Source organism: Stenotrophomonas geniculata, from assembly GCF_034508895.1.
GTDB classification, from domain to species: domain Bacteria; phylum Pseudomonadota; class Gammaproteobacteria; order Xanthomonadales; family Xanthomonadaceae; genus Stenotrophomonas; species Stenotrophomonas geniculata.
The window spans coordinates 2011775-2026079 of the sequence record NZ_CP140571.1 but is presented as its reverse complement, the minus strand read 5'-3'; the positions used below and the strand labels follow the sequence as shown (position 1 = coordinate 2026079).

The 14305-nt window shown below is 67.0% G+C and carries 17 protein-coding genes; 7 read left to right on the top strand and 10 right to left on the bottom strand.

The window, feature by feature from the left end; genetic code table 11:
• The first annotated feature begins 56 nt into the window (after positions 1–56).
• Positions 57–341 (top strand): DUF2782 domain-containing protein, encoded by a 285-nt coding sequence (locus RI032_RS09405; protein WP_005411628.1) that lies wholly within the window; start codon positions 57–59, stop codon positions 339–341.
• Between the two features lie 133 nt (positions 342–474).
• Here RI032_RS09405 and RI032_RS09400 read toward each other — a convergent pair whose 3' ends face one another.
• A complete protein-coding gene (locus RI032_RS09400; RefSeq protein ID WP_005411629.1) occupies positions 475–921 on the bottom strand; it encodes a universal stress protein in 447 nt (148 codons plus the stop codon).
• A 185-nt stretch (positions 922–1106) separates the two neighbouring features.
• Between RI032_RS09400 and RI032_RS09395 the strand changes: the two genes are divergently transcribed.
• A complete protein-coding gene (locus RI032_RS09395; RefSeq protein WP_010482354.1) occupies positions 1107–1253 on the top strand; it encodes a hypothetical protein in 147 nt (48 codons plus the stop codon).
• Between the two features lie 81 nt (positions 1254–1334).
• On the opposite strand, the gene RI032_RS09390 is transcribed toward RI032_RS09395, so the two are convergent.
• The gene (locus RI032_RS09390; protein WP_053443736.1) at positions 1335–1889 is read right to left on the bottom strand and encodes a hypothetical protein; all 555 of its coding nucleotides are present in this window, start codon (positions 1887–1889) and stop codon (positions 1335–1337) included.
• Between the two features lie 106 nt (positions 1890–1995).
• Positions 1996–2322 (bottom strand): low molecular weight protein tyrosine phosphatase family protein, encoded by a 327-nt coding sequence (locus RI032_RS09385; protein WP_164192960.1) that lies wholly within the window; start codon positions 2320–2322, stop codon positions 1996–1998.
• 138 nt (positions 2323–2460) lie between these two features.
• Here RI032_RS09385 and RI032_RS09380 point away from each other — a divergent pair, with 138 nt between their 5' ends.
• Positions 2461–3171, top strand: coding sequence for a hypothetical protein (locus RI032_RS09380; protein WP_279914242.1), 711 nt, complete (start codon positions 2461–2463; stop codon positions 3169–3171).
• A 108-nt stretch (positions 3172–3279) separates the two neighbouring features.
• Here RI032_RS09380 and uvrD read toward each other — a convergent pair whose 3' ends face one another.
• The 7 genes from uvrD to RI032_RS09345 form a co-directional block, all read right to left on the bottom strand.
• Positions 3280–5472 carry a DNA helicase II gene (gene uvrD / locus RI032_RS09375; protein WP_134959033.1) on the bottom strand — a complete coding sequence of 731 codons (2193 nt, stop codon included), beginning with the start codon at positions 5470–5472 and terminating at the stop codon, positions 3280–3282.
• Between the two features lie 10 nt (positions 5473–5482).
• Entirely contained in the window at positions 5483–6907 is a 1425-nt protein-coding gene (locus tag RI032_RS09370) for an FAD/NAD(P)-binding protein (protein WP_322548177.1), read from the bottom strand.
• Between the two features lie 45 nt (positions 6908–6952).
• Positions 6953–8371: a cardiolipin synthase gene (gene cls / locus RI032_RS09365; RefSeq protein ID WP_010482360.1), complete on the bottom strand. Its 1419-nt coding sequence runs from the start codon at positions 8369–8371 to the stop codon at positions 6953–6955.
• 237 nt (positions 8372–8608) lie between these two features.
• Positions 8609–8776: a 50S ribosomal protein L33 gene (gene rpmG / locus RI032_RS09360; RefSeq protein ID WP_169411268.1), complete on the bottom strand. Its 168-nt coding sequence runs from the start codon at positions 8774–8776 to the stop codon at positions 8609–8611.
• Positions 8777–8786: 10 nt separating this feature from the next.
• On the bottom strand, positions 8787–9023 hold the full coding sequence (rpmB, locus tag RI032_RS09355; protein WP_005411638.1) for a 50S ribosomal protein L28: 237 nt from the start codon (positions 9021–9023) through the stop codon (positions 8787–8789).
• Between the two features lie 252 nt (positions 9024–9275).
• Positions 9276–9785, bottom strand: coding sequence for a DNA polymerase III subunit epsilon (gene dnaQ, locus RI032_RS09350; protein WP_134959035.1), 510 nt, complete (start codon positions 9783–9785; stop codon positions 9276–9278).
• Between the two features lie 55 nt (positions 9786–9840).
• On the bottom strand, positions 9841–10734 hold the full coding sequence (locus RI032_RS09345) for a LysR family transcriptional regulator (protein ID WP_134959036.1): 894 nt from the start codon (positions 10732–10734) through the stop codon (positions 9841–9843).
• A gap of 108 nt (positions 10735–10842) precedes the next feature.
• On the opposite strand from RI032_RS09345, the gene RI032_RS09340 reads away from it, so the two are divergent.
• The 4 genes from RI032_RS09340 (at position 10843) to RI032_RS09325 (ending at position 14304) form a co-directional block, all read left to right on the top strand.
• Complete coding sequence (locus RI032_RS09340) at positions 10843–11232, top strand: RidA family protein (RefSeq protein ID WP_010482367.1); 390 nt, start codon at positions 10843–10845, stop codon at positions 11230–11232.
• A gap of 227 nt (positions 11233–11459) precedes the next feature.
• Positions 11460–11792 (top strand): hypothetical protein, encoded by a 333-nt coding sequence (locus tag RI032_RS09335; protein ID WP_019337929.1) that lies wholly within the window; start codon positions 11460–11462, stop codon positions 11790–11792.
• 56 nt (positions 11793–11848) lie between these two features.
• Positions 11849–13102: a TolC family protein gene (locus RI032_RS09330; protein ID WP_010482369.1), complete on the top strand. Its 1254-nt coding sequence runs from the start codon at positions 11849–11851 to the stop codon at positions 13100–13102.
• A complete protein-coding gene (locus RI032_RS09325) occupies positions 13099–14304 on the top strand; it encodes an efflux RND transporter periplasmic adaptor subunit (RefSeq protein WP_049454203.1) in 1206 nt (401 codons plus the stop codon). Before RI032_RS09330 ends, RI032_RS09325 begins: the two co-directional genes overlap by 4 nt.
• The last annotated feature ends 1 nt before the right edge of the window (position 14305 follow it).

Below are 14305 nucleotides of genomic sequence, written 5' to 3'. Positions count from 1 at the left end.
CAGGCGCCCGGCGATGGGGCATAATCAAGGCTCTTTCCAGGCAAAGGCCCCCGCCGATGAAGACCCTGATGCTGGCTTCCCTGCTCCTGCTCGCTGGCTGCGCCAGCATGGGTGGTGCGGGCGCTCCCCCGGTGGACGTCAAGGGCGCGGATGTATCCAAGCGCACCATGGACAACGGCGATGTCATCGAGGAATACCGCGTGTCCGGCCAGCTGCGCATGGTCAAGGTGACCCCGTCGCGCGGTGCCCCGTTCTACATGTACGACAAGAACGGCGACGGCCGTTTCGACAACGACAAGGATGGCGTGTCGCCGGTGTACTGGAAGCTGTACAGCTGGTGATCTGACCGGGGTCGGATCCCTGCGATCCAGTGGATCCACGCCATGCGTGGATTCACCCCCGGCCCCCCACAAAAAACAACGCCGGCGCGCATCCTGCGGCCGGCGTCGGGTCCCCTCCCCGGGAACGCTTGAATCAGCGGATGACCAGCACCGGCAACGTGCTGCGTGCCAGCACCTCGGCAGTCTGGCTGCCCAGCAGCACGCGGGTCACGCCACGGCGGCCATGCGAGGTCATCACGATCAAATCACTGTTGCGCTCGCCCGCCGTCTCGATGATGCCGTCGGCCGCGTAGCGGTCCAGCACATGCACCGGGTTGGCGGTAATGCCCTGCTCGGCGGCCTTGGCCAGCGCCGGCTGCAGCACCTTCTGCGCGCCTTCCTCGCGGTCGGCCTTGTACTCCGGGCTGTTCATGTAGCCCACGCTCCAGCCCATGGCGTCGTACATGCCGACGGCCCACGGCTCGGACACAGTCACGATATCGACCTCGGCATTGAGGTCCTTGGCCAGCTCCAGGCCCTTGGCCAGGCCCTTGTCGGCCAGCTCGGACCCGTCGGTGGCAATCAGGATGCGCTTGTACATGGTGGGGCTCCGTGGCGATCTGCCAGATGGGAACGACACCATTACACACCGGATGTGCAGGCTGCGCCTTGAGCAGGATCAATCCGGCGCCGCGCAGCGGCGTGTGCGCACCGTCCGCTTGCACGCACCGGTCGGGCGGCGCATGCTCGGCGGGCGGCGCACTGCCGCGCCCAAGGACGACCGACATGCAGGACAACAAGCCGCCCGTCTGGAGTTCCCAGAAATCCATCATGGTCGCCGCGATCATCGCCTTGGCGGTGCTGTTCGGCGGCTACCAGATCGGCAAGGACATGGCGCTGCGCGACAACGCCCTTCAGGCAGCGGGCAAGTAACCTGCTTCTGTAGAGCCGGGCCCATGCCCGGCTGCGGATGAAGCAGCCGAGCATTGGCCCGGCTCTACATCAGGCCCGCCCTCAGGCGATCTGCACCACGCGTGCGTTCTGGCACAGCGGATAGCTGGCCACGAATTCGGCAATCGCATCACGCATCGCCTCGAACGATTCGCCATACATGTACAGCGCGGTTTCGGTCGGGCCCTGCCACCAGCTGCAGATCTCGCCCAGGCCGTCGATGTTCTCCGACAGTTGTTCGAATACGTGGTTGGAATCGCACTGTTCGTAGACTTCGTCCGGCAGGTTCAGGCCATCCAGGTAGATGCCCAGGCCCTCGGTCACGCCGAAGCTGCGATCAGCCTCGCCAGCCCCCTGCAGCTGCGAACCCTTCGGCGCGCCCAGCTGTTCCAGCAGGTCGATCAGCTTCGGCACGCCATCCGCACCGACCAGTGCCACTTCGATGTCGCCGTATTCGACCTCACCCAGATCCGACATCGCGGTGCCGCCGCCGGTGAGCTCGCCCACCTGGGCCGCCTGCAGCAGCGCGTCGAGCGGATCCTCGAACAGCTCGTGGCGATGCTCGGGCTGCAGCCGGGCGTTCAACTTCACGGTGACGTGCAGCGTGGGTTCGGTCATGGGGGCGTTCCTGGAAGAAGTGCCGCCTATTGTAGAGCCAGGCCCATGCTCGGCTGCTTTTCGCGCCAGAAGCAGCCGAGCATGGGCTCGGCTCTACAACAGCCCGTCAGCGCAGGAACGGCGTCACCTTGCGCTTCAGCAACTCCACCAGCACCGGGGCCATGTACTCGTAGTCATCCGGGATATCCAGGCAGATCACCCGCTTGCCGTTCAGCCATGCCTTGTAGCGGCTGGACAGCCGGTTGCGGTGGGCGCGTTCCATCACGAACACCAGGTCGGCCCACTGCAGCAGCTCGGGGCTGAGCACTTCCTCGGCGTCGGCCAGCAGCCCGGCCGAGGCGGTCTCGATGCCCGGCCAATCGGCGAATACCTGCTCGGCCGTCGGGCTGCGCAGGCGGTTCTGGCTGCAGAGGAAGAGCACGTTGCGGGTCATGAGCGCAGCCTAATCGGGGTCGGATCCCTTTTCCAACGGAAATGGGCTCTGACACCAACAGGGTGCTTTCAGACAAGTTGCATGGTCGGATGACCGTTCAAGGGGCCACCATGTGCTTTTGCCACCGTCCAGATGCCCATGATCACCAAGGATGACCTGTTAACGTCGTTCGGAGAGGTGGCCGAAGTCCACGGCTGCTACTTCAGCAAGTACGTAGTCGCGACGTACGTACTCTATTGCTGCGTGAGGAATGCCAAGGGACATGACCTCGCGATCGCTTCCAGGAATGTCGATGATCCGGAATTCGCCACCAGCGTTGTGCTGAACGCACCGCACCATCTTTCACATGATGGGCCAACGATCTTCGAGATTCCTTCCAACGCCTATGGGTTCACTCATGCGATGGCGGTTCCCAGCACCTATCACGGGCTTCTGAATCGGATCGAGAAGCGCACGGGGCTGTTCCTATGCCTGCCGATCTTCCGGTGTGAGTTCAACGGCAACGAATCAGCAGAGGATTTCAGGTGGTCCACACATCACATCGTTGACGTCAACAACTGGCATAGGACCAGGCAGCCGAAGATAAGCCTGTACTTCGACAATCCCCGCACTGGCGGCGGAACGGACAAGGACGGCGCCATTGTCAGCCTGGAGACACTAATAGCCGAGATCGACAGCCTTAGCGGAGTGAGCGATGGCTTCATAGAGATCACCAACTACCGTGGCGAGGTGATCGAGGTACTGTCGCCGGCGGAAGGCCACTATGTGTTGATCCGCAACCGCCAGGATGAAGAAGCGATGGACCGCGCCGGGTTGGCGGCAGCCGTGGAGACATTCACCATCGGCTGATAGCCGACCGCTGTTGTAGAGCCGAGCCCATGCTCGGCTGCTCTTTCCCGCCAGAGGCAGCCGAGCATGGGCTCGGCTCTACAGGAATTCCTGCCCCCCCGACGGTGATCAGATCACCGTCAGGTTGGCGTAGGCCATCACCAGCCACTTGCTGCCGGCGTCGGCGAACTCGACCTGCACGCGGGCGTGAGCGCCGTTGCCTTCGTAGTCGGTCACCATGCCTTCGCCGAACTTGGGATGGGTGACCAGCGCGCCGAGCTTGATCGGCGGTGCTTCGATCGAGGCATGGCCCATCACCCGGCTGGCGCCCATCGAGGCCGGCCGCGAGACCTGCACCTTCGGGCGCACTTCATGCAGCAGCTCGCGCGGAATCTCGCGCAGGAAGCGCGAGGGCAGGCTGTAGTTGTCCTGGCCGTGGATGCGACGCGATTCGGCATAGCTCAGCACCAGCTTCTGGCGCGCGCGGGTGATGCCGACGTAGGCCAGGCGGCGCTCTTCCTCCAGCCGCCCGCTTTCTTCCAGCGAACGTGCGCTGGGGAACAGGCCGTCTTCCATGCCCGCCAGGAACACCAGCGGGAATTCCAGGCCCTTGGCCGAATGCAGGGTCATCAACTGCACACCGTCCTCGCCGGCCTGCGCCTGGCCTTCACCGGCCTCCAGCGCGGCATAGGCCAGGAACGCGACCAGCTCGTCCATGTCCTCGCCCACTTCCTCGATGTCGTCGGCGCGGCGCACGAAGCGCGACGCCACCGAGACCAGTTCGTCGAGGTTGTCGGTACGCGATTCCGAATCCAGCGCGTTGCGGCTTTCCTTGCTCCAGTGCTCGCGCAGCTGCGAGCGGGTCAGCACGTGGTCCACGCGCTCGGCCAGGGTCATGTGCACGGTCTGGGCCTGCAGCTCGTTGACCAGCCCCAGGAAGCCAGCCAGCGCATTGCGCGCGCGTGCGGCCAGCGCGTTGCCCTGGGTGACCAGCATGGTCGCTTCCCACAACGAGATGCCCTGTGCGCGCGCCTCGCGGCGCACTTCGTCGAGCGTGCGGTCGCCGATGCCCCGGGTGGGCGTGTTGACCGCGCGCTCGAAGGCGGCGTCATCGTTGCGGTTGGACAGCAGGCGCAGGTAAGCCAGCGCATCCTTGATTTCGGCACGCTCGAAGAAGCGCATGCCGCCATACACCCGGTACGGCACCTGTTCGCTCAGCAGCGCTTCTTCCAGCGCGCGCGACTGCGCGTTGCTGCGGTAGAGCACGGCCACTTCGGTGTAACTGCCACCGTCGCGCACCCATTGGCGGGCACGCTCAACGATGTAGCGCGCCTCGTCCATCTCGTTGTACGCCGCGTACAGATCGATCGGCTCGCCGTCGCCGCTGTCGGTCCACAGCTGCTTGCCGATGCGGTCGGGATTGTGCGCGATCACCGCGTTGGCGGCACCGAGGATGTTGGCGGTGGAGCGGTAGTTCTGCTCCAGGCGGATGGTCTGCGCACCCGGGAAGTCGCGCAGGAAGCCCTGCACGTTCTCGACCTTGGCACCGCGCCAGCCATAGATGGCCTGGTCATCGTCGCCGACCACGAACACGTGGCCGGAATCGCCGGCCAGCACGCGCACGAAGGCGTACTGGATGGCGTTGGTGTCCTGGAACTCGTCCACCAGGATCTCGCGGAAGCGGGCGCGGTAATGCGACAGCAGCGCCGGGTTGTCGCGCAGCAGTTCGTGCGCGCGCAGCAGCAGCTCGGCGAAGTCGACCAGGCCGGCGCGGTCGCAGCGCGCCTGGTACTCGATGTAGGCCTGGCGCATGGTTTCCAGCCACGCATCGTGCGGCTCGGGCTGGATGTGCTGCGGGCGGCGGCCCTCATCCTTCTGCGCGTTGATCCACCACGCGATCTGCTTGGCCGGGTACTTGCCGTCGTCCAGTTCCAGCGCCTGCACCACGCGCTTGACCAGCCGCAGCTGGTCGTCCGAATCCATCACCTGGAAGCCTTCAGGCAGCTTCGCGTCCTGCCAGTGCAGGCGCAGCAGGCGGTTGGCCAGGCCGTGGAAGGTGCCGATCCACATGCCGCGGCTGCCATGGGGCAGCTGGGCGTCGATGCGGTGGCGCATCTCGCCGGCCGCCTTGTTGGTGAAAGTCACCGCGAAAATGCCGTGGGTCGGCACGCCATTGACTTCATGCAGCCAGGCGATGCGGTGGGTGAGCACGCGGGTCTTGCCGGAACCGGCACCGGCCAGCACCAGGTGGTGGCCGGGAGGAGCGGAGACGGCTTCGCGCTGGGCCGGGTTCAGGCCATCAAGCAGGTGGGAGACATCCATGCCCCCCATTTTACGGCATCGCCGTCGCGGCTCCTGCGACCACCTGGGTGGCCAGTGCCTGGGCCTGCTGACGCAGTTCAGGCACCGCCAGGCTTTCCCACAGGCTGCCGATGCGCAGGCTGCCGAGCACACCCAGCCGTGCCTGCGGCTGGCCACCGGCAGCACGCAGGCGGTCGCCCGGCACGGTGCTGTCCAGGCCCAGCCCATGCGGACCGGGGCGTGCCAGGCCATCGGCCTGCAGCTGCTGCAGCAACGGATTGCGCAGCGCACTGGCACGGGTCTCCACACCGGTGGCGTTGATCACCCCGCCAATCATCGTCCACTGCTGTTCATTGCCGGTGGCATCGCGGCCAGACAACCGCAGGGCATCGCCTTCGCGGCAGACGCGCTGCAGGCGCGACCGATGGATGCGCAGTTGGCCACTGTCCTGCAGAGACTGCAGCTGCGCATCCACCTCTTCGGCGATGCGGTGGCGATGTACGTCCCAGTAGCGCACCACATGGCGCAGGAAGCGGCGCTGGTCGGCCTCGTCGAGGCTGCACCACAGCGCCTGCCCGTGCGGACGGATGCGGTCCATCACGCCCTGCCACGGCAGGCCATCGGCCTGCGCTTGGCGGGCGAAGCCACGCAGCGCACGCAGGCGCTGGCGCAGGTTCATCGGCAGCAGCGTGGCCGGGTCGAACGTGGGCAGGCCGCCGTGTGCGTGCGGCAGCGGCAGCAGGCCGTGACGCGAGATCACATGCAGCGGGCCGGTGTGACCGGCAGCAACCAGCGCCAGCACGGTGTCGGCCATGCTCAGGCCGGAGCCGACAATGGCCACGGCCTGTTCGCCGGCCAGGGTACGCACACCGTCGTAGTCCCAGGCCTCGATCACATCATCGGCAGGCAGCGCGTCGGCACCGGCCACGGGCAACGGGCGCATGCTGTTGCCGGTGGCCAGCACCGCCTGCGCAGCATGCAGCGTGCTGCCATCGCCGAGTGTCAGCTGGTAGCCATGGTCATCCGGCTGCAGGCCCAGTACCGGCTGCGCGATCACCTGCAGCTGTGCGGGGCTGGCGGCCACGGCCTCCTGCAGGCGCTGCTGCAGGTAGGCAGCAAAGTAATGGCGACACACGTAACGCTCGCCCAGCACCTCGCGCGCCTCGCCCGGGTAGGCGTTGGCGGCCACCAGATAGTCGAGGAAATCGCCGGGCTGGTCGGCAAACGCACTCATCTTTGCCGCCGGTACGTTCAGCAGGTGCTCCGGCCATGGCGTGGCATAGGCGATACCCTGGGCCAGCTGCGAGGCGGGTTCGAAGATGGCCAGCGCCAGCGGCGCGTGGACCTGGCGCAGTACCTGGATCGCCACCAGCACCCCGGCCGCACCACCACCGATGATCGCCAGGTCCAGTTCGCCATTACGCGGTGAATCAGTCATGTGCCGATTGTAGGCCATCGGCGATGACAGGCCGGATTGCCGGAATGGGCGGCCGGCATTGCCTTACATCAACGCATCGGCCAAGCGTGCGATGCCCTCGCGGCTGCGCCGCCAGGCAGGACGCTTGCGCCATTGCTGCAGATCCAGCTGCCGCGATTCACGCAGGTAGCCATCCTCGATCCCGCACAACTGCTTCACCAGCGCATGGTCGTAGCAGATCAGGCCGATCTCAGCATTCAGCGCAAACGAGCGGATATCCATGTTGATCGAGCCGAGTACGGCGATGTCCTCGTCCACGCTCATGTGCTTGGCGTGCAGGAACTGCGGTTCGTACAGCGCGATGCGCACGCCACAGCGCAGCAGCTCGTCGTAGTAGGCCTCCTGCGCCCACGAGGTCAGCCGCTGGTTGTTGCTGGCCGACAGGATCAACTGCACCTGCACGCCGGACAATGCGGCGATACGCAGCGCGCTCAACGTGGCCTCGTCGGGCACGAAATACGGGGTGACCATCACCAGCCGGCGCCGCGCCAGATGAATCAGCGCCGCAACCGCATCGCGCGCGTTGCTGTACGGGTAGGCCGGGCCGCTGGGCAGCAGCTGGGTGGCGATGTCGTCGCCGCATTCGGGAACATCGGTGATCACATCCAGGCGCTGGCCGGTCTCCATGTACCAGTCGCTGGCGAACACCGCTTCCAGATGCGCCACCGCCGGGCCGCGCACGCGCGCCACCAGCTCGCGGTTCGGGTGGCCAGGCACGAACTGCGGGCCGGCCAGATTCTGCGAACCGACATAGGCCACTTCGTTGTCGATCACCGCGATCTTGCGGTGGTTGCGCAGGTCCATGCGGCCGCTGCGGCGCCAGCGCAGGCCACCGGGCAGCATCGCACGCACTTCGATATCGCGAGCTTCCAGGCGTTTGCGATAGGCGCGCAGGCCACGCTTGGCACCCACCGCGTCGAGCAGCACACGGCACTGCACGCCCCGTGCAGCCGCACGCTGCAGGGCCTCGACGATAGCCTCGCCCACCGCGTCGTCGAACATCAGGTAGTACAGCAGGTGCACCCGGTCTTCGGCCTGGTCGATGTCGGCGATCAGCGTGTGCAGCGATTCGTCGTAGTCGGTCAGCAGATCGACGGCGTTGCCGTGCACCGGCATGAAATCGCCCTGGCGCTGCACCAGCGGCACGATCTCGGCGCTTGCGGTATCCGGCTGCGGGGTCCAGCGCAGGCGGTGCTGCAGCGCCTGTTCCTCGCGGATGACCTGCGAGGCCTCGGCCTGGCGGCGGATGCGTTCGCGTGACAGCCACGGGTGGCCAAACAGCAGATACAGCGGCAGGCCCAGCAGCGGCACGAAGCCGACCAGCAGCAGCCAGCTGCGCGCCGCACCCGGCGTGGTGCGGGTGGGAATCCAGCACAGCGCGACCAGCCGGATCAGCCAGTCGATCAGCAGCAGATACGAACCCAGCAACCACTCGAACAGCATCGCGTCGCCCGTCGGGAGGTGATGGGCCATTCTGCCCAGCAGGATTTGTAGAGTCGAGCCATGCTCGACTGCCTTTCGAACCGACGGCAGAGAGCCAGCGTGTCGACCAGGGTCGACAGCTACCGGGTGCGGGGAGAGCGTGCCGACCAACGGTCGGCACCCACCACCTGGATGCCAGGCATGAAAAAACCCGCCACAAGGGCGGGTTTCTTCGCGGGGATCAGCAATCCTTGCGGATTACTTGATCTTGCCTTCCTTGTACAGGACGTGCTTGCGCACGACCGGATCGTACTTCAGGAATTCCATCTTCCCCGGGGTGTTCTTCTTGTTCTTGTCGGTCGTGTAGAAGTGGCCGGTACCGGCCGAGGAAATCATACGGACCTTATCGCGCTTGCCTGCCATGATGCTTTACTCCTCAGACCTTTTCGCCGCGCGCACGCAGCTCAGCCAGAACGGAATCAATGCCGTTCTTGTCGATGGTGCGCAGTGCATGCGCGGAAACACGAAGCTTGACCCAGCGGTTCTCGCTGGCCACCCAGAAACGGCGCTCGTGCAGATTCGGCAGGAAACGACGACGGGTCTTGTTGTTGGCGTGCGAGACGTTGTTACCCGTCTGCACTCGCTTGCCGGAAACCTGGCATACGCGGGACATTGCGCACCTCGATAGTAGTAGTAGTTGTCAGCCCGTAGCCCGGGAGACGGCGGCCTCGATGGTTGCCCACCACACGTCAAGAGAATCAAAGGGTTACGCTGGCGTTGGGCGGCCGGGGACGTGCTCCCGGGGGCGCCGCCCGGTAGAAAACCGGACACAGCGAGCCGCGCATTATGCACGGGTTCAAGCACTTGCGCAAGTTACCCACAGGCCGGGGCTGAACACGACGGCCCCCTGTAGAGCCGGACCGGCTTAACGCAGGTGCGGAATGACCTGGGCCAGCAGATGGGCGTCCTTCAGTGCGCCATGCACGCCACGCGTCCCTGGAATGCGCAGGCGCTGCAGCACGTCGTCCAGCTTGTTGCCCTGACCGGGCCAGCGCCCACGCGCCAGCTTCAGGCTGCAGGTGATGCGGCAATGCTGGGCCAGCGTGCCGGGGATGCCAGCCAGGCGCAGCTCGTTGTCCAGGAAGCCCACGTCGAAGGTGGCGTTGTGCGCGACCATCTCGCTGCCGCGCAGGAAGTCCAGCAGTTCGGCGGCCTTGCTGGAAAACAGTGGCTTGCCCACCAGCATCGCATCGCTGATGCCATGCACGCGCTGTGCGCCCCAATCGACCCTGCGCTGCGGCTGCAGGTAGGTGTGGAACTGGCGACCGGTGAGCTGGCCATCGATCAGTTCGACGGCACCGATTTCGATCACCCGGTGCCCCAGGCGGTGGGAGATGCCGGTGGTTTCGGTATCCAGTGCGACGATGCGACTCATGCGTGAGGCTGTTTCCTGTTGCGTGCTGTGGTGATTTTCGCACGCCCGGTGTGTGTCACCCCAACACCTCCACCACCCAATCAATGAACACCCGCAGCCGCTGGCTCATGTGCCGGTTCGGCGGGAACATCACGTGCATCGGCATCGGTGGCAGCTGCCAGTCCTGCAGCAGCGGCAGCAGCTCGCCACGCGCCACGTGCGGCGCGGCCATGTAGCTGGGCAGCGCGACCACGCCAAGCCCCGCCAACGCAGCGGCCAGATAGGCATTGCCGTCATCGAAGCCAACCGTATAGCGGCCCTGCACTTCTACGCGCTCCTCGCCGCGCTGCGCGCTGAACACTCTCGCCCGGCCACTACGCGGGCTGAGGAAGCCGACCATGTGATGATCAGGCCCTTCCAGCGCGCGCGGGTCGGTCGGCATGCCGAAGCGCTGCACATAGCCTGGACTGGCGTGGAAGCCGATCGGCAGTGCAGTCAGCGGCCGCGCCACCAGCGCCGGGTCGGCCGGCGTGCCACCACGGATCACGCAATCGACGTTGTCGGCGATGACATCGACCTCGCGATCACTCACGCCGACGTCGAGCTGGATCTCCGGGTAGCGCGCCTGGAAATCCGGCAGCACCGGTACCAGCCGCAGCCGCGCGTAGGGCCCTGGCACATCTACGCGCAGGCGGCCACGCGGCTGGGCGGCCGCGTCGCCCAGCCCGCCTTCGACCTCGTCCAGTTCGGCCAGCAGGCGGGCGATGCGCGGGTAATAGGCCGCGCCGTCGGCGGTGACGCTGACCCGCCGGGTGGTGCGGTTGAGCAGGCGCAGCCTTAGGTGCGCCTCCAGCTGCTGCACCAGCTGGGTAACCGTGGTGCGGCTGATCTGCAGGGTGTGCGCGGCGCGGGTGAAGCTGCCGGTTTCCACTACCCGGGCAAAGGCCCGCATCGCCTCGAAACGGTCCATGGCCGGCCGTGATTATTTGGGATTGGCAATCAATCTAGGCCGATCATCGCGGTTTATCCAGACAGCGCTCGCGAGGAGGATCGCGTTCTCTCCCACGGGATCTTCCCCATGTCACAGCGTGATGTCGTTTTCCCCGCCGGGCGCCAGGCCCTGTACGAGCGCAACCGCTACTCGCCGGCGATACGGTCCGATGGCTTCCTGTTCGTTTCCGGCCAGGTCGGCAGCCGCGAGGACGGTTCGCCCGAGCCGGACTTCGAGACGCAGGTGCGCCGCGCCTTCGAGAATCTCAATGCGGTGTTGGCTGCTGCGGGCTGCACGTTCGATGACGTGATCGACGTGACCGTGTTCCTGGTCGATCCGGAAACCAACTTCGAGAAGGCCTGGGCGATCGTGCCCGAGTACTGGGGCGAGGCGCCGCACCCGACCCTGACCGGTATCGGCGTGACCTGGCTGTATGGGTTCCAGTTCGAGATCAAGGTGATCGCGAAGCTGCCGTGACCGAGCCCATGCTCAGCTGGTCGTGCGAAAGCAGCCGAGCGTAGGCTCGGCTCTACAGACGCGCAGCCCGGTGTCCGACCCCACGGGCCGAAAAGCGTGCCGGCCAAGGTCTGCACCCGCCAGGGCAGAAGGCCCCAGGCCGCCCACCTGAACGGGAGGTTCCGACGTATTCCCGAAGCGGCCATTGATATTGTATCCGGCGAAAACCGCTTGCTAGCCTCCCCTTCATGCGCTGGATCACCCGCCACCTCCGTTCGACCCTGCTGATGCTGCTGATGGCGGCATTCGTGGTCGTGCCGGTGGCCGATGCCCTGGCGTGCACGGTGGAACCGCATGCCAGCACGGTGCATGTGGAATCCGCACCGGATGCCGATGGCGATACCGACGGCAAGCATGTCGGTGCCTGTGGCCACAACCACTGCCACCACTCCAACCTGAGCCTGCCGGCGCACACGATCGCCGCCTTCGGGGCGCCACTGCCGGCGCGCTGGATGAGTGCGGGCGATGCGGCGACCTATGCGGTCGCCCAGGATGAATTGACGCGTCCACCCCGGGCGTGAGTTGAGCGCGTCCCGCGATTGCGGGCTCCCGTTTCACTCACAACCGGAATCCCCCTATGTCGATCCTGACACCTCGGTCGCCGCGTGCGGCCGGGCTGGTCGTCGCCGTGTTGCTGGGCCTGGCCCCGGCGGCATCGGTGATGGCGCAAGCCGCCCCCTCCTACGACACCCTGCTTGAACGCCTGGACCAGCTGCCCGGCACTCGTGTGGGCACGGCACTGGCCGAGGCCGCCGATGCGCGCGCCGACCAGGCCCGTGCGCTACCCAATCCCTCCCTTTCCTGGTCGGCCGAAAACGCCTGGGGCTCCGGCACCTACCGCGGCATGGGCAAGGCCGACACCGTACTCACCCTGTCCCAGCCGCTGGAGGTCTGGGGCCAGCGTGGCGCGCGCGTTCGTGCCGCCCGTGCCGAGGCCCAGGCGGCCAACCTGCGTGGCGCGCAGAGTCGCAGCGACGTGGCCAGCCAGCTGGCGGTGGTCTATGCACAGGCGGAAAGTGCACTGCGCCGCTACACCCTGGCCGAGGAAGCACTGTCACTGACCCGCGATGACGCCAACGCCGTCAACGCCATGGTCAAGCAGGGCCGCGAACCACAGCTGCGCGCGGTGCAAGCGCAGAGCGAAGTAGCCAATGCCATGGCGTCGCTGGATGAAGCACAGGCGTTCCGCGATGCCGCGCTGGCCCGCCTGGCCGGCACCGCGCTGCTGGATGCGCCGGTGCAGTCGATCGACAACAGCCTGCTCGACCGCGCACCGCCGCTGCCGCGCGGTGCCACCGATACCGCACTGGCAGTGCGCATTGCCGAAGCCGAAGCCGATGCGGCGGGCAAGCTGGTCGACGTGGAGCGCAAGCGCGCCCTGCCCGACCTCAGCGTCACCGCCGCACAGACCCGCTTCCGCGAAGGCGGCGAGCGTGCCTACAACCTCGGGCTCAGCCTCAGCATCCCGCTGTTCGACCGTAACCGCGGTGGCATCCGCGCCGCCAATGCCGACCAGCGCGCGGCCGAGGCACGCCTGGACCAGCAGCGCCGCGACAGCGAGGCCGCACGCCTGTCCGCCGTGGCCGGGCTAAAGGCGGCCGGCAGCCGCACCCGTGCCGCCGATGAAAGCGTGGTCGCCGCCGAAGAGGCCTACCGCCTTGCACGCATCGGCTTCGACGCCGGACGCATCTCGCAGCTGGAACTGCGCAGCACGCGCAGCGCCCTCATCGCCGCCCGCGGCGCCGCCGTGGATGCGCGCCTGTCGCGCGTCGGCGCGGAAATCGATCTTGCCCGCCTTGAAGGGCGCGCACCTTTTGTGGAGGCCCCATGACTCTCTCCCGTACCTTCCCGCTGATCGGCGGCGTGCTGCTGACCGTGCTGCTGGCCGGCTGCGCAGGCAACGCGCAGACACCTGCAAATGAAGACCCCGCCGCGGCCAAGGCGGGCACCGACGATGGCCATGGCCACGCGACCGACAGCAAGGAAGCCAAGGCGGAAGCCGCCAAGGCGCCGGCTGACGCCGATGAAGGCGTGGTGCCGCTGACCCCGGAGCAGATCAAGGCGTCCGGTATCGAGGTGGTCGCCATCGGCCGCGGTGGCGGTGGCTCGACGCGCCTGTCCGGCCGCGTCGAGCCGTCGGTGGGCGCACGTGCCTCGGTGGCGTCGACCGTGACCGGCCGCGTCGAACGCGTGCTGGTCGCACCGGGCACCGCAGTGAAGCAGAACCAGGCCTTGGCCATCGTGGTCAGTGGCGAAGCGGCGGTGTTCCGCGCCAATGCGCTGGCCGCCTCGGCCGAAGCCGAGGCTGCGCGCCTGGCCTATGGCCGCGACAAGGCGCTGGTCGACCAGGGCGTGGTCGCGCGCCAGGAAATGGAAGCCTCGCGCGCACGCTCGCTCGCGGCACAGGCCCAGGCCGCCGCCGCGCAAGCGCAGGCCGCCGCCAACGGTGCGCCCGATGCCAGTGGCCGCGTGCGCATCACCAGCCCGGTGGCCGGCATCGTCGGCAACGTGCAGGTCACCCCGGGTGGTGTGGTCGCTGCCGGCAGCGCAGTCGCCGATGTCGCCGACCCGTCGATGAACGAGCTGGTGTTCACCGCACCGCCGGCGCTGGCCGCGCAGGTCACGCCGGGCATGAAGCTGGAAGTGAGTGTGCCGGGGGGCAGCTTCACCGCCACCGTCACCGGCTCGGCCGCCGATGTCCGCCAGCAGGGCGGCGTCGCGGTGATCCGCGCCACGCCAGTGGATGCGTCGCTGCCGCCGGCCGGTTCGCCGGTGTCGGCCGTGGTGGTCACCGAAGGTCAGGACGGCTCGCTCAGCGTGCCCGCCGATGCGGTGCAGAACGTCGATGGCAGCAGTGTGGTGTTCGTCGCCGTCGAAGGCGGCTTCAAGGCGCAGCCGGTCCTGGCCGGGCGTCGCGCCGGCGACCGTATCGAGATCCTCGGGGGCCTGACCGGCAACGAACGCATCGTCGGTGCCAACGCCTTCCTGCTCAAGGCCGAACTGGCCAAGGGCGAAGCCGAGCACGGCCACTGAG

Excerpts from the sequence above, each read along its gene's own strand:
- rpmB (WP_005411638.1), bottom strand. The coding sequence starts at position 9,023 with ATGTCCCGCGTATGCCAGGTTTCCGGCAAGCGAGTGCAGACGGGTAAC.
- RI032_RS09345 (WP_134959036.1), bottom strand. The coding sequence starts at position 10,734 with ATGGACCGTTTCGAGGCGATGCGGGCCTTTGCCCGGGTAGTGGAAACC.
- RI032_RS09395 (WP_010482354.1), top strand. The coding sequence starts at position 1,107 with ATGCAGGACAACAAGCCGCCCGTCTGGAGTTCCCAGAAATCCATCATG.
- RI032_RS09370 (WP_322548177.1), bottom strand. The coding sequence starts at position 6,907 with ATGGCCTACAATCGGCACATGACTGATTCACCGCGTAATGGCGAACTG.
- RI032_RS09385 (WP_164192960.1), bottom strand. The coding sequence starts at position 2,322 with ATGACCCGCAACGTGCTCTTCCTCTGCAGCCAGAACCGCCTGCGCAGC.
- dnaQ (WP_134959035.1), bottom strand. The coding sequence starts at position 9,785 with ATGAGTCGCATCGTCGCACTGGATACCGAAACCACCGGCATCTCCCAC.
- RI032_RS09405 (WP_005411628.1), top strand. The coding sequence starts at position 57 with ATGAAGACCCTGATGCTGGCTTCCCTGCTCCTGCTCGCTGGCTGCGCC.
- cls (WP_010482360.1), bottom strand. The coding sequence starts at position 8,371 with ATGCTGTTCGAGTGGTTGCTGGGTTCGTATCTGCTGCTGATCGACTGG.
- uvrD (WP_134959033.1), bottom strand. The coding sequence starts at position 5,472 with ATGGATGTCTCCCACCTGCTTGATGGCCTGAACCCGGCCCAGCGCGAA.
- RI032_RS09330 (WP_010482369.1), top strand. The coding sequence starts at position 11,849 with ATGTCGATCCTGACACCTCGGTCGCCGCGTGCGGCCGGGCTGGTCGTC.
- RI032_RS09335 (WP_019337929.1), top strand. The coding sequence starts at position 11,460 with ATGCGCTGGATCACCCGCCACCTCCGTTCGACCCTGCTGATGCTGCTG.
- RI032_RS09390 (WP_053443736.1), bottom strand. The coding sequence starts at position 1,889 with ATGACCGAACCCACGCTGCACGTCACCGTGAAGTTGAACGCCCGGCTG.
- RI032_RS09400 (WP_005411629.1), bottom strand. The coding sequence starts at position 921 with ATGTACAAGCGCATCCTGATTGCCACCGACGGGTCCGAGCTGGCCGAC.
- RI032_RS09340 (WP_010482367.1), top strand. The coding sequence starts at position 10,843 with ATGTCACAGCGTGATGTCGTTTTCCCCGCCGGGCGCCAGGCCCTGTAC.
- RI032_RS09325 (WP_049454203.1), top strand. The coding sequence starts at position 13,099 with ATGACTCTCTCCCGTACCTTCCCGCTGATCGGCGGCGTGCTGCTGACC.
- RI032_RS09380 (WP_279914242.1), top strand. The coding sequence starts at position 2,461 with ATGATCACCAAGGATGACCTGTTAACGTCGTTCGGAGAGGTGGCCGAA.